The following is a 12,759-nucleotide window of genomic DNA, read 5'->3' on the forward strand; positions in this document are numbered from 1 at the left end:
CCGATGGTGGCCGGTCGTTGCCGTGCCGAGACTGGCCTTCGTTGTCGCAGACCAGGGAAGGCTTGATGAAACGCATCGTGGTGATGGCGCTGTGCCTGCTGGCGGCAGGCGCCAACGCGCAGTCGGTCTACAAGTGTCGCGATGGCGCCGGTGTGGTGGTGTACCAGTCGCAGGCCTGCAGTGGCCGGATCGAGAAACAATGGACGCCCGACCCGGGTCTGGCCGCCGCACCCAGCGCCGAGCGGACCGCAGCCGAACGCAGCATCGCGCGTGACCGCAAGTCTTTGCAGGCCAGCAACCGTCGCATGCTGGCCCAGCAGGTGCAGCGTCGTCCCGTGCCGCCTCGCCGGGCCAAGGCGCGCACCACCACCGTCAGTGCCTGCCAGCGTGCGCGCAGCGCGCGGGCCGCGGCGCACGCGCGCAAGGGCTTGCACTGGTCGTTCGACGATGCGTCACGCTGGGATGCCCGGGTGTTCAAGGTCTGCCGCTGAAGGTGATGCCGCCACACCCGGAAGGCCGGCCAGGGACTGCAGCGTGCTGTCGGCGTTGGCCGGGCCGTCCAGCGCGGAGGCGATACCTGTACGCAGACAGGTTGATTGGGCCAATCAAGATTGATCAATGGATCTGGCAGTGCCAAATTGCCGCCCTGCGATATGGATGCAGCAGATGCGGGCCACAGCCGAAGGCCGCCAATCCGCGCTCCAGACGCCTTTCCTTCCCTCGTTGATCGAACTCAAGCCATGAACAGCGCTTTCCGCAAGCCCCTGCCGGGGACCGACCTGGATTACTTCGACGCGCGCGCCGCGGTGGAGGCGCTGCAGCCCGGCGCCTGGGACACGCTGCCCTACACCAGCCGCGTGCATGCCGAGAACCTGGTCCGCCGCTGCGATCCGGCGCTGCTGGACGATGCGCTGCAGCAGTTGATCCAGCGCCGGCGTGACCTGGATTTCCCCTGGTTCCCGGCGCGGGTGGTGTGCCACGACATCCTCGGCCAGACCGCGCTGGTGGACCTGGCCGGGCTGCGCGATGCCATCGCAAGCCAAGGCGGAGATCCGGCCCAGGTCAATCCGGTGGTGCCCACCCAGCTGATCGTGGATCACTCGCTGGCGGTGGAATACGCCGGTTTCGACCGCAATGCCTTTGCCAAGAACCGCGCGGTCGAGGACCGGCGCAACGAGGACCGCTTCCACTTCATCGACTGGACCAGCCGCGCGTTCAAGAACGTGGACGTGATCCCGCCGGGCAACGGGATCATGCACCAGATCAACCTGGAGCGGATGTCGCCGGTGGTGCACGCGGTCGATGGCGTGGCCTATCCGGACACGCTGGTCGGCACCGACAGCCATACCCCGCACGTGGACGCGCTGGGCGTGATCGCCATCGGCGTGGGCGGGCTGGAAGCGGAAAGCGTGATGCTGGGGCGCGCTTCGTGGATGCGCCTGCCGGACATCATCGGCGTGGAACTCACTGGCCGGCCGCAGCCGGGCATCACCGCCACCGACGTGGTGCTGGCGCTGACCGAATTCCTGCGCAAGGAAAAGGTGGTCGGCGCGTACCTGGAGTTCTTCGGGCAAGGCGCCGATGCGCTGACCATCGGCGACCGCGCCACGATCTCCAACATGACCCCGGAATTCGGCGCCACCGCGGCGATGTTCTACATCGACCAGCAGACCATCGACTACCTGCGCCTGACCGGGCGCGAGGACGCGCAGGTCAAGCTGGTCCAAACCTATGCCAAGGCCGCCGGCCTGTGGGCCGATGCGCTGAAGACCGCCCAGTACGAGCGGGTGCTGCGTTTCGACCTGTCCAGCGTGGTGCGCAACATGGCCGGTCCGTCCAATCCGCACAGGCGGGTGGCCACCACCGAACTGGCCGCGCGCGGCATCGCCGACGAGGCCAAGCTGGAGGCCGGCAAGGCCGAGCAGGCCAAAGGCCTGATGCCCGATGGCGCGGTGATCATCGCCGCCATCACCAGCTGCACCAACACCTCCAACCCGCGCAACGTGATCGCCGCCGGCCTGCTGGCACGCAACGCCAACGCGCGCGGGCTGACCCGCAAGCCGTGGGTGAAGTCTTCGCTGGCACCCGGGTCCAAGGCGGTGCAGCTGTATCTGGAAGACGCCAAGCTGCTGTCGGAACTGGAACAGCTGGGCTTTGGCATCGTCGCCTTTGCCTGCACCACCTGCAACGGCATGAGCGGCGCGCTGGACCCGGCGATCCAGCAGGAAATCATCGACCGCGACCTCTACGCCACCGCGGTGCTTTCGGGCAACCGCAACTTCGACGGGCGCATCCATCCTTACGCCAAGCAGGCGTTCCTGGCTTCGCCGCCGCTGGTGGTCGCCTATGCCATTGCCGGCACGGTGCGCTTTGACATCGAAAAGGACGTGCTCGGCCTGGACCAGGCCGGCAACCCGGTCACCCTGAAGGACATCTGGCCCAGCGATGCGCAGATCGATGCGATCGTCGCCCAGAGCGTCAAGCCCGAGCACTTCCGCAGGGTCTACGACCCGATGTTCGCCCGCACCGCCCACAGCGGCGCGCGGATCGATCCGCTCTACGCCTGGCGTCCGCGCAGCACCTACATCCGCCGCCCGCCGTACTGGGAAGGCGCGCTGGCCGGTGCGCGCACGCTGCGCGGCATGCGCCCGCTGGCGGTGCTGGGCGACAACATCACCACCGACCACCTCTCCCCGTCCAACGCCATCCTGCCCGACAGCGCCGCCGGCGAATACCTGGCGAAAATGGGCGTGCCGGAGGAGGACTTCAATTCCTACGCCACCCACCGCGGCGACCATCTCACCGCCCAGCGCGCGACCTTCGCCAATCCAAAGCTGATCAACGAAATGGCGGTGGTCGATGGCCAGGTGAAGCAGGGCTCGCTCGCCCGCATCGAACCGGAAGGCAAGGTGACGCGCATGTGGGAGGCGATCGAGACCTACATGGCCCGCAAGCAGCCGCTGATCATCATCGCCGGCGCCGATTACGGGCAGGGCAGTTCGCGTGACTGGGCCGCCAAGGGCGTGCGCCTGGCCGGCGTGGAAGCCATCGTCGCCGAGGGTTTCGAGCGCATCCACCGCACCAACCTGGTCGGCATGGGCGTGCTGCCGCTGGAATTCAAACCCGGCACCGACCGCAAGACCCTGGGCATCGACGGCACCGAGACCTTCGACGTGGTCGGTACGCCGACCCCGCGCGCGGACCTGACCCTGGTCATCCACCGCAAGGACGGCAGCCAGCAGCAGGTCGCCGTCACCTGTCGCCTGGATACGGCCGAGGAAGTGGCCATCTACGAGGCAGGCGGCGTGCTGCAGCGCTTTGCGCAGGATTTCCTGGCATCGTCCAAGGCGGCCTGAGCCCATCTTTCTTTTGATGTCTGCGTGCCCGGCGCACGCGCAAAGGATCATCCATGCCCCATCCACCGCAGATCAGGATTCCCGCCACCTACATGCGCGGCGGCACCAGCAAGGGCGTGTTCTTCCGCCTGCAGGACCTGCCGGCCGATGCGCAGGTGCCGGGCGCGGCGCGTGATGCCTTGCTGATGCGGGTGATCGGCTCGCCCGACCCGTACGGCAAGCACACCGATGGCATGGGCGGGGCGACCTCCAGCACCAGCAAGTGCGTGATCATCTCGGCACCTTCGGTGCCCGGACATGACGTTGACTATCTCTACGGCCAGGTCTCGATCGACACCGCGTTCGTGGACTGGAGCGGCAACTGCGGCAACCTCAGCACCGCGGTCGGCCCGTTCGCGATCAGCAATGGCCTGGTCGATCCGGCGCGGGTGCCGCGCGATGGCATCGCCAGCGTGCGGATCTGGCAGGCCAACATCGGCAAGACCATCATTGCGCACGTGCCGATGACCGACGGCGCGGTGCAGGAGACCGGCGATTTCGAGCTCGATGGGGTGACCTTTCCGGCGGCCGAGATCCAGCTGGAATTCCTCGACCCGTCCGAGGACGGCGAGGGCGGGGCGATGTTTCCCACCGGCCATCTGGTCGACACCCTGGAGGTGCCCGGGGTCGGCAGCTTCCAGGTGACCATGATCAACGCCGGGATCCCGACCATCTTCCTCAATGCCGCCGACCTGGGCTACACCGGCACCGAACTGCAGCCGGCGATCAACGAGGACAAGGCCGCGCTGGCGCGGTTCGAGGCGATCCGCGCGCACGGCGCGGTGCGCATGGGCCTGATCGACCGCATCGAGCAGGCCGCGACCCGTCAGCACACGCCGAAGGTGGCCTTCGTCGCGCCGGCGCAGGACTACGTCTCCTCCAGCGGCAGGCAGATTGCGGCCAGTGAGATCGACCTGCACGTGCGCGCGCTGTCGATGGGCAAACTGCACCACGCCATGATGGGCACCGCGGCGGTTGCCATCGGCACCGCCGCAGCGATTCCCGGCACCCTGGTGAACCTGGCCGCCGGCGGCGGCGAGCGCACCTCGGTGCGTTTCGGGCACCCCTCGGGCACCCTGCGCGTCGGCGCCGAAGCACGCCAGGTCGACGGCCAATGGACCGTGCGCAAGGCGATCATGAGCCGCAGCGCGCGGGTCCTGATGGAAGGCTGGGTGCGCATTCCCGGCTAACCGGTAACCGCGCGCCGCCACTGCTCCGCATCATCGCTCGCGGGCGGGCGCACAGGTCAGGCGTGCACCCCGACAGGACCAGGGCCCCGGCCTTCGCCGGCACACGGCGCGGGGCATGCAAGAATCCACCCTTCCGCAAATTCCCCGCACGAGCCACAGCATGCACCAGGCCGCTTGTTACCCGATCGGCACGCCCGGACAGCCCTGGGGCGAGGCGGAGAGGGCGCAGTGGCGTGCCCTGCAGCAGCCCAGGCGCAGCTACCGGGATGAAGTGGTCACCGCGATCGACCAACTGGGCGCGCATTTTGAGGTGGTGCACTACGGCCAGCTGGACGATCCGCCGGAGCGCTACCCGCTGCTGGCGCTGCGCAGCCGGCGCTGGGACCAGGCTCTGCCCGGCGCGCTGGTCACCGGCGGCGTGCATGGTTACGAAACCAGCGGCGTGCACGGCGCGCTCCAGTTCCTGCGCCTGCATGCCGAACGCTACGCCGGCCGGGTCAACCTGCTGGTCGCGCCGTGCGTCAGCCCGTGGGGCTACGCGCACATCCACCGCTGGAACGCAGATGCGCTGGACCCCAACCGCTCGTTCCGCGCCGACAGCCCGGCGCAGGAATCGGCGGCGCTGATGGCCCTGGTCGCGCCCCTGGCCGACCAGCTGCTGATGCACATCGACCTGCACGAAACCACCGACAGCGACGAAACCGAGTTCCGCCCGGCGCTGGCCGCGCGCGACGGCGCGGCCCATGTCCCCGGCAGCATCCCAGACGGCTTCTACCTGGTGGGCGATGCGGCCAATCCGCAGCCCGGGTTCCAGCAGGCGATCATCGCCGCGGTCGCCCGGGTCACCCACATCGCGCCGGCCGATGCGAACGGCCAGATCATCGGTTCGCCGATGGTCGCGCCGGGGGTGATCCACTACGACGTCAAACGCCTGGGCCTGTGCGCGGGCATGACAAATGCGTCATACACCACCACCACCGAGGTCTACCCGGACAGCCCGCGCACCACCCCGGCGCAGTGCAACGCCGCCCAGGCGGCGGCCGTGTGCGCGGGCCTGGATTACGCCCTGGCCCATCGCTGAGGCGCTCTGGCAGCCTGGAGCCGGGATTGCAGGCCTTTGAACCGCGCGCACAATAAGCGCTCGCAAGGGCAGGGCATTGGGCGCGGTGCGGCCACTGCGCACTCACGTCTGCCGGCGTACAACATGGGCGCGGGTCGCCGCTTCGCGGGTCCTGACCGCATGCCAATTTCCCCAGCCAGAGGACTCGCCAGGCATGAATAATCCCCTGAACGACGTCAGGTTCACCCGCCGCAACATGCTCATGGCCGGCGGCGCGTCCGCGGCCGGCGCGGCCACCGGCGGGCTGGTCCCCGCACCGGTCCAGGCCATGGCCAGCCGCGCGCCGAGCCCGGAGCATGTCTCCACCGCCGCGGTCTCCTTCGAGGTCAACGGCAAGCCGGTGGCCCTGGAACTGGACACGCGGACCACGCTGCTCGACGCGCTGCGCGAACATCTCAAGCTCACCGGGACCAAGAAGGGCTGCGACCACGGCCAGTGCGGCGCGTGCACGGCCATCGTCGACGGCCGGCGGATCAACACCTGCCTGACCTTTGCGGTCATGCACCAGGGCGCCAGAATCACCACCATCGAAGGTCTCGGCCAGCCCGGTGCGCTGCATCCGATGCAGGCGGCCTTCGTCAGGCACGACGGCTACCAGTGCGGCTACTGCACGCCGGGCCAGATCTGCTCGGCGGTGGCGGTACTGGACGAAATCGGGCAGGGCATCCCCAGCCACGTCAGCGCGGACCTCAACGCCAGGATGCAGGTCACCGACACCGAGCTGCGCGAGCGCATGAGCGGCAACATCTGTCGCTGCGGCGCGTACTCCAACATCATCCAGGCCATCACCGAGGTGGCCGGAGAAGGCGCATGAAGGCCTTCAGCTACGAGCGCGCCAGCTCGCCCCAGGCCGCCGCCGCGGCGCTGGCCGCCACGCCCAATGCCAGGTTCATCGCCGGCGGCACCAACCTGATCGACCTGATGAAGCTGCAGATCGAAACGCCCGCTCACCTGGTCGATGTCAACGGCCTGGGCCTGGACACCATCGAGAAAACCGAAGACGGCGGCCTGCGCATCGGCGCGCTGGTGCGCAACACCGACCTGGCGGCCGAGGGCACCGTGCGCCGCGATTACCCGCTGCTGTCGCGGGCGCTGCTGGCCGGCGCGTCGGGTCAGCTTCGCAACAAGGCCACCACCGCCGGCAACCTGCTGCAGCGCACGCGCTGCCCGTACTTCTACGACACCGACCAGCCGTGCAACAAGCGCCTGCCGGGCAGCGGCTGCGCGGCGCTGGAAGGCTTCAACCGGACGCTGGCCATCGTCGGCGCCAGCACCTCATGCATCGCCACCCATCCCAGCGACATGGCCGTGGCCATGCGCGCCCTGGATGCCAGGGTGGAAACCGTGCAGGCCGATGGCAAGCGCCGCACCATCGCCCTCGAACAGCTGCACAGGGCGCCCGGCGCCACACCGCACCTGGAGACCACCCTGGAGCGCGGCGAGCTCATCACCGCGGTGACCCTGCCCAGGCCGGTGGGCGGCACGCAGGTCTATCACAAGGTCCGCGACCGGGCGTCCTATGCCTTCGCGCTGGTGTCGGTGGCCGCGATCGTGCAGCCTGACGGGCAGGGCGCCGTGGCCCTGGGCGGGGTGGCCTACCAACCCTGGCGCAAGCCCGAGGCCGATGCCCAGTTGCGCAACGGCGCCAAGGCGGTGGTCGACACGCTGCTGGCCGGCGCCAGGCCGAGCGAACACAACGCCTTCAAGGTGCCGCTGATCGAGCGCACCCTGGGTGCCATCCTGGCTGAAGCGAGGGCTCAAGCATGAAATTCGACACGCCCGCCACCACCAATCCCATCGACCAGCTCCGGGTCGTCGGCAAGCCGCACGACCGCATCGACGGCCCGCTCAAGACCACCGGCACCGCGCCCTACGCCTACGAACGGCATGACGTGGTGCCCGGCCAGGTGTACGGCTTCGTGGTCGGCGCCGGCATCGCCAAGGGCCGCATCCGCTCGATGGACCTGGCCGCCGCCAAGGCCGCGCCCGGGGTGCTGGAGATCGTCACCGCCGCCAGCGCCGGCAAGCTGGAGAAGGGCAAGTTCAACACCGCGCACCTGCTGGGCGGCCCGGACATCGAGCACTACCACCAGGCCATCGCGCTGGTGGTCGCCGAGACCTTCGAACAGGCGCGCGCCGCCGCGCAGCTGATCAAGGTGGACTACGCGCGCCAGCAGGGCACCTTCGACCTTGCCAGCGCGCGCGAGCGTGCGACCATGCCCACCGACAGCCCACGTTCAAAGGATACTGCCGTGGGTGATTTCGCCGGTGCTTTCGCCGCCGCGCCGGTGCAGCTGGATGCGACCTACACCACGCCCGACCAGGCCCACGCAATGATGGAACCGCACGCGTCCATCGCCGCCTGGCAGGACGGCAAGCTGACCCTCTGGACCGCCAACCAGATGATCGCCTGGAGCGCCGGCGACGTGGCCACCACCCTGGGCCTGGCCAAGGAGGACGTGCGCCTGGTGTCGCCGTATATCGGGGGCGGATTCGGCGGCAAGCTGTTCGTGCGTGCCGATGCGATCCTGGCCGCGCTGGGCGCGCGGGCGGTGGGGCGCCCGGTCAAGGTCAGCCTGACCCGGCCGCAGATGTTCAACAACACCACCCACCGGCCGGCCACCATCCAGCGCATCCGCATCGGCGCCACGCCAGAGGGCAGGATCACCGCCATCGGCCACGAAAGCTGGTCCGGCGACCTGCCTGGCGGCGGTCCGGAAACGGCCGTGGCCCAGACCAGGCTGCTCTATGCCGGCGCCAACCGCATGACCGCCATGCGCCTGGCGGTGCTGGACCTGCCCGAAGGCAACGCCATGCGCGCCCCCGGCGAAGCACCTGGCCTGATGGCACTGGAAGTGGCCATGGACGAGATGGCCGAAAAGCTCAAGCTCGACCCGATCCAGTTCCGCATCCTCAACGACACCCAGGTCGATCCGGCCAGGCCCGCACGCCGGTTCTCCCAGCGCCAGCTGATCCGGTGCCTGACCACCGGCGCGCAACGTTTCGGCTGGGACCAGCGCAGCGCCACCCCCGCCACCCGCCGCGAAGGCCGTTGGCTGATCGGCACCGGCGTGGCGGCCGCGTTCCGCAACAACCTCAACATGAAGTCCGCCGCGCGCGTGCGCCTGGAGCGCGACGGCACGGTCACGGTGGAAACGGACATGACCGACATCGGCACCGGCACCTACACCATCATTGCCCAGACCGCAGCCGAGATGCTGGGCGTGGCGCTGGAGCAGGTGAGCGTGCGGCTGGGCGACTCGGCCTTCCCGGTGTCGGCCGGCTCGGGCGGGCAGTGGGGTGCCAACAGTTCCACCGCCGGGGTCTACGCGGCCTGCGTCAAGCTGCGCGAGGCCGTGGCCCAGCGCCTGGGACTGGATCCAGCCAGCGCGCAATTCATCGATGGCCAGGTGCAGGCCGGCGGCAAGCGCATCGCCCTGGCCAGCGCGTCCAGCCAGGGCCCGATCAGTGCCGAAGACACGATGGAATATGGCGAGCTGGCCAAGCAGTTCCAGCAATCGACCTTCGGCGCGCATTTTGTCGAGGTGGCCGTGGACAGTGCCACCGCCGAGATCCGCATCCGCCGGATGCTCGCCGTGTGCGCGGCCGGGCGCATCCTCAATCCCAAGTCCGCGCGCAGCCAGGTGATCGGCGCGATGGCGATGGGCGCAGGCGCGGCGCTGATGGAGGAACTGGTGGTGGACAGGCGGCTGGGTTTTTTCGTCAACCACGACCTGGCCGGTTACGAGGTCCCCGTGCATGCCGACATCCCGCACCAGGACGTGATCTTCCTGGAGGAGACCGATCCGACGGCTTCGCCGATGAAGGCCAAGGGCGTGGGCGAATTGGGCATCTGCGGGGTGGCCGCGGCCATTGCCAACGCGGTCTACAACGCCACCGGCGTGCGCGTGCGCCAGTACCCGGTCACGCTGGACAAGCTGCTGCCCAGGATGCCGGCGATGGGCCTGACCGCGTGAGGTGTTCTTCGCCGCCACTCGGACCAAGGCGGCTGGCGTGGCTGCCTGGGTTGGCTTCAGCGCGGCGCGTTCCAGTCCTCACCGGGATTGCGCGGTGCGGATCGGATCGTTCGCGACCGGACACAGCTCTGGAGACGAAATAGCCCGGCAGCGGCGTCGGCCGCAACGCCGCCTGATTCATCCTCATCCCAAGCCAGGCTGACCATGACTTCGCATAATGTATATTATGTAAAAATTCGTAGCCGACTCGTAGTTTCGGCACCAACCGGCAGCCTGCGCACCGCGCGCTTCTTTCGCCTTTCCGGCGCCTTGCTCCGGCTGGCGCCTGGCGGCTCTGCACGCCGCAGCCGGTGCGCCGCTCGGTTGGTGTCTTGCCCGTCAGCATGACCGGTCGGACCGAGCAGACTGGCGCGGCCAAGGGATCACGCTACCCGCGCCTGTGCTGTCTGGCGCGAGATCGTGCAGTCGGCGGTGGTGCTGGCGCGCATGGCAGGACCCGGGTTTGGCCCGTCTTGCAGCGGCCCGAGCGTGCCATGGGCCGCTGGCGCGGTGACGCGATGGCTGGCCTGGCGACTGTCAGCCACGGTCGCCGCATTGGCGATGCACCTGATTGCGCCTGCCTCGGTGGCAGTGTTCAACGCCGCGCGCCGGCGTCGCTAAACCTGGTCAGCGCTTGGCACGCGCGGTTCGAAAAAGGTGAGCATTCATGCTTGCGGAACGCAGGATCGGTCATTAGAATGCCGGGCTCCCAAGACACCGGGGCCATAGCTCAGCTGGGAGAGCGCCTGCATGGCATGCAGGAGGTCGGCGGTTCGATCCCGCCTGGCTCCACCACGTTTCATCAGTCGCAGGCACAGGCCTGCTTGCGATTGCTTCAGGTTCAACCGCGTCCCCATCGTCTAGAGGCCTAGGACACCACCCTTTCACGGTGGACACCGGGGTTCGAATCCCCGTGGGGACGCCAGCTACAACTAAGGAAAAAAGAAAGCGCAGCGTTGATCCGCTGCGTTTTTTTTTGGGCGACATTGGGGCCATGGCCCAGCTGGGAGGATGAACACAACCCGGAAATCCCGGGGTTCCTGGCCGGGTCCGTGTGGGTCCGGGCTCAGGCCGGCGCCGAGAGGCTGGCGCGCTGCCAGGCAAGGGCGGTTTCCACGATCGTGTCGATGTCCGAGCGCGAAGGCTTCCATCCCAGCTCCTGGCGTGCCTTATCGGCCGCGGCCACCAGCGTGGCCGGGTCGCCCGGGCGGCGCGGCCCGTATTCCACGTGCAGGCGCTCGCCGGTGGCGCGCTCCACCGCCGCCACCAGTTCCAGCACCGAGGTGCCGGTGCCGGTGCCCAGGTTGAACACCTGCGCGCCCTGGGTGGACAGCAGACGCTCGGCCGCCAGGACGTGCGCGTCGGCCAGGTCGCTGACATGGATGTAGTCGCGCACCGCGCTGCCGTCACGGGTGTCGAAATCGGTCCCGTTCACCCGGAACACCCCGCCCTGCACCGCCGCGGCAATGGCCAGCGGAATCGCATGCGTTTCCGGCTCATGGCGCTCGCCGATTTCACCTTCCGGATCGCAGCCGGCTGCGTTGAAATAGCGCAGTGAGGTCGAGGTCAGGCCATAGGCCACGGCGTAGTCCTCGAGCATGCGTTCAATGATGAACTTGGACCAGCCGTAGGGATTGATCGGCGCCTGCGGGTGGGTTTCGTCGATGGGCAGCCGCACCGGATGGCCATATGAGGCACAGGTGCTGGAGAAGATCACCCGCCGGCACGGGCTGCCTCGCAGCACGTCCAGCAGGTTCAGCGTGCCGACGCTGTTGTTGCGGTAGTAGATGTCGGGCTGCTCGACCGATTCGCCCACGTAGGCGTAGGCAGCAAAATGCGCGACCACATCAGGCCGGTACTGGTCCAGCGCAGCCTGCACGCAGGCAGCATCGGCGATGTCGCCCACCACCAGTGGCCCCCAGCGCACCGCTTCTGGCCAACCGCGCGAGAGATTGTCCAGCGCCACCACCTGCCAGCCCGCACGCGCGAAGGCCTTGCATGCGTGCGAACCCACATAGCCCGCGCCCCCGGTCACCAGGACGGTCCTCATCGCGGCAGCCCGTCGTGTGTGGCATCGGCAAGCAACTGCCGGAAGTAGTCGATCGTGCGCTCCAGGCCCGTGGCCAGTGGCACCTGCGGTACCCACCCCAGCTGCGCTCGCGCCACGGCGATGTCCGGCTGGCGCTGACGTGGATCGTCCTGCGGGAGCGGGCGAAACTGGATGGCGGATTTGCTGCCGGTCAACGCGATCACCTGGTCGGCCAGCTCCAGCATGCTGAACTCGGACGGGTTGCCGATGTTGACCGGGCCGGTGACCTCTTCCGGCGAGGCCATCAACCGCACCAGCCCATCGATCAGGTCGTCCACGTAGCAGAACGAACGGGTCTGGCTGCCGTCTCCGAAAATGGTGATGGGCTGGCCGGTAAGCGCCTGGACGATGAAATTGGACACCACGCGGCCATCGTCTGGCTGCATGCGCGGGCCATAGGTGTTGAAGATGCGCGCCACCTTGATCGGCAGTGCGTATTGGCGATTGAAGTCGAAGAACAGCGTCTCGGCGCAGCGCTTGCCTTCGTCATAGCACGAGCGCGGGCCGACCGGGTTGACGCGGCCCCAGTAGCTCTCGGTCTGCGGATGCACTTCCGGATCGCCATACACCTCCGAGGTCGACGCCTGCAGCACCCGCACACCCAGTCGGCGCGCCAGGTCCAGCACGTTGATCGCGCCATGCACGCTGGTCTTGGTGGTCTGCACCGGATCGCGCTGGTAATGCACCGGGCTGGCCGGGCACGCCAGGTTGTAGATCTGGTCGGCCTCGATCTTCATCGGTTCGGTGACATCGTGGCGCACCAGGTCGAACCACGGGTCATCGAGCAGGTGCCGGATGTTGCCGCGCGAGCCGGTAAAGAAATTATCCAGGCAAATGACTTCGTTGCCCTCGCCCAGCAGGCGTTCGCACAGGTGCGAGCCAAGGAATCCTGCGCCACCGGTGATCAGAATCCGTCGCCGTCTCTGCATGAAACCCCCTGTTGGTGAAA

9 protein-coding genes and 2 tRNA genes are annotated in these 12,759 nt (G+C 68.3%); 9 read left to right on the forward strand and 2 right to left on the reverse strand.

Annotation, left to right across the window (positions count from 1 at the left end):
* The first annotated feature begins 65 nt into the window (after nucleotides 1-65).
* The 9 genes from DSC_RS07675 (at nucleotide 66) to DSC_RS07715 (ending at nucleotide 10,646) form a co-directional block, all read left to right on the forward strand.
* A complete protein-coding gene (locus tag DSC_RS07675; protein ID WP_014160588.1) occupies nucleotides 66-491 on the forward strand; it encodes a DUF4124 domain-containing protein in 426 nt (141 codons plus the stop codon).
* A 249-nt stretch (nucleotides 492-740) separates the two neighbouring features.
* Nucleotides 741-3,356, forward strand: a complete 2,616-nt coding sequence (gene acnD, locus DSC_RS07680; protein ID WP_014160589.1) for a Fe/S-dependent 2-methylisocitrate dehydratase AcnD — start codon at nucleotides 741-743, stop codon at nucleotides 3,354-3,356.
* Nucleotides 3,357-3,409: 53 nt separating this feature from the next.
* Nucleotides 3,410-4,585 carry a 2-methylaconitate cis-trans isomerase PrpF gene (gene prpF / locus DSC_RS07685; protein WP_014160590.1) on the forward strand — a complete coding sequence of 392 codons (1,176 nt, stop codon included), beginning with the start codon at nucleotides 3,410-3,412 and terminating at the stop codon, nucleotides 4,583-4,585.
* 160 nt (nucleotides 4,586-4,745) lie between these two features.
* Nucleotides 4,746-5,666, forward strand: a complete 921-nt coding sequence (locus tag DSC_RS07690) for a M14 family metallopeptidase (RefSeq protein ID WP_014160591.1) — start codon at nucleotides 4,746-4,748, stop codon at nucleotides 5,664-5,666.
* A gap of 193 nt (nucleotides 5,667-5,859) precedes the next feature.
* Entirely contained in the window at nucleotides 5,860-6,519 is a 660-nt protein-coding gene (gene paoA / locus DSC_RS07695; RefSeq protein ID WP_014160592.1) for an aldehyde dehydrogenase iron-sulfur subunit PaoA, read from the forward strand.
* Nucleotides 6,516-7,472, forward strand: a complete 957-nt coding sequence (locus DSC_RS07700; RefSeq protein WP_014160593.1) for an FAD binding domain-containing protein — start codon at nucleotides 6,516-6,518, stop codon at nucleotides 7,470-7,472. The genes paoA and DSC_RS07700 overlap by 4 nt, the downstream gene beginning before the upstream one ends.
* On the forward strand, nucleotides 7,469-9,682 hold the full coding sequence (gene paoC, locus DSC_RS07705; RefSeq protein WP_014160594.1) for an aldehyde oxidoreductase molybdenum-binding subunit PaoC: 2,214 nt from the start codon (nucleotides 7,469-7,471) through the stop codon (nucleotides 9,680-9,682). The genes DSC_RS07700 and paoC overlap by 4 nt, the downstream gene beginning before the upstream one ends.
* A gap of 758 nt (nucleotides 9,683-10,440) precedes the next feature.
* A tRNA-Ala gene (locus tag DSC_RS07710) sits at nucleotides 10,441-10,516 on the forward strand.
* Nucleotides 10,517-10,570: 54 nt separating this feature from the next.
* Nucleotides 10,571-10,646, forward strand: a tRNA-Glu gene (locus tag DSC_RS07715).
* A gap of 141 nt (nucleotides 10,647-10,787) precedes the next feature.
* Here DSC_RS07715 and galE read toward each other — a convergent pair.
* Nucleotides 10,788-11,771, reverse strand: a complete 984-nt coding sequence (galE, locus tag DSC_RS07720; RefSeq protein ID WP_014160595.1) for a UDP-glucose 4-epimerase GalE — start codon at nucleotides 11,769-11,771, stop codon at nucleotides 10,788-10,790.
* Nucleotides 11,768-12,739, reverse strand: coding sequence for a UDP-glucuronic acid decarboxylase family protein (locus tag DSC_RS07725; protein ID WP_014160596.1), 972 nt, complete (start codon nucleotides 12,737-12,739; stop codon nucleotides 11,768-11,770). The genes galE and DSC_RS07725 overlap by 4 nt, the downstream gene beginning before the upstream one ends.
* Nucleotides 12,740-12,759: the final 20 nt, after the last annotated feature.

This window comes from Pseudoxanthomonas spadix BD-a59, assembly GCF_000233915.3.
GTDB classification, from domain to species: Bacteria; Pseudomonadota; Gammaproteobacteria; order Xanthomonadales; family Xanthomonadaceae; genus Pseudoxanthomonas_A; species Pseudoxanthomonas_A spadix.

What these genes read in the sequence shown, in the direction of transcription:
- DSC_RS07700 (WP_014160593.1), top strand. Translation starts at nt 6,516, where the DNA reads ATGAAGGCCTTCAGCTACGAGCGCGCCAGCTCGCCCCAGGCCGCCGCC.
- galE (WP_014160595.1), bottom strand. Translation starts at nt 11,771, where the DNA reads ATGAGGACCGTCCTGGTGACCGGGGGCGCGGGCTATGTGGGTTCGCAC.
- DSC_RS07725 (WP_014160596.1), bottom strand. Translation starts at nt 12,739, where the DNA reads ATGCAGAGACGGCGACGGATTCTGATCACCGGTGGCGCAGGATTCCTT.
- prpF (WP_014160590.1), top strand. Translation starts at nt 3,410, where the DNA reads ATGCCCCATCCACCGCAGATCAGGATTCCCGCCACCTACATGCGCGGC.
- paoC (WP_014160594.1), top strand. Translation starts at nt 7,469, where the DNA reads ATGAAATTCGACACGCCCGCCACCACCAATCCCATCGACCAGCTCCGG.
- DSC_RS07690 (WP_014160591.1), top strand. Translation starts at nt 4,746, where the DNA reads ATGCACCAGGCCGCTTGTTACCCGATCGGCACGCCCGGACAGCCCTGG.
- acnD (WP_014160589.1), top strand. Translation starts at nt 741, where the DNA reads ATGAACAGCGCTTTCCGCAAGCCCCTGCCGGGGACCGACCTGGATTAC.
- DSC_RS07675 (WP_014160588.1), top strand. Translation starts at nt 66, where the DNA reads ATGAAACGCATCGTGGTGATGGCGCTGTGCCTGCTGGCGGCAGGCGCC.
- paoA (WP_014160592.1), top strand. Translation starts at nt 5,860, where the DNA reads ATGAATAATCCCCTGAACGACGTCAGGTTCACCCGCCGCAACATGCTC.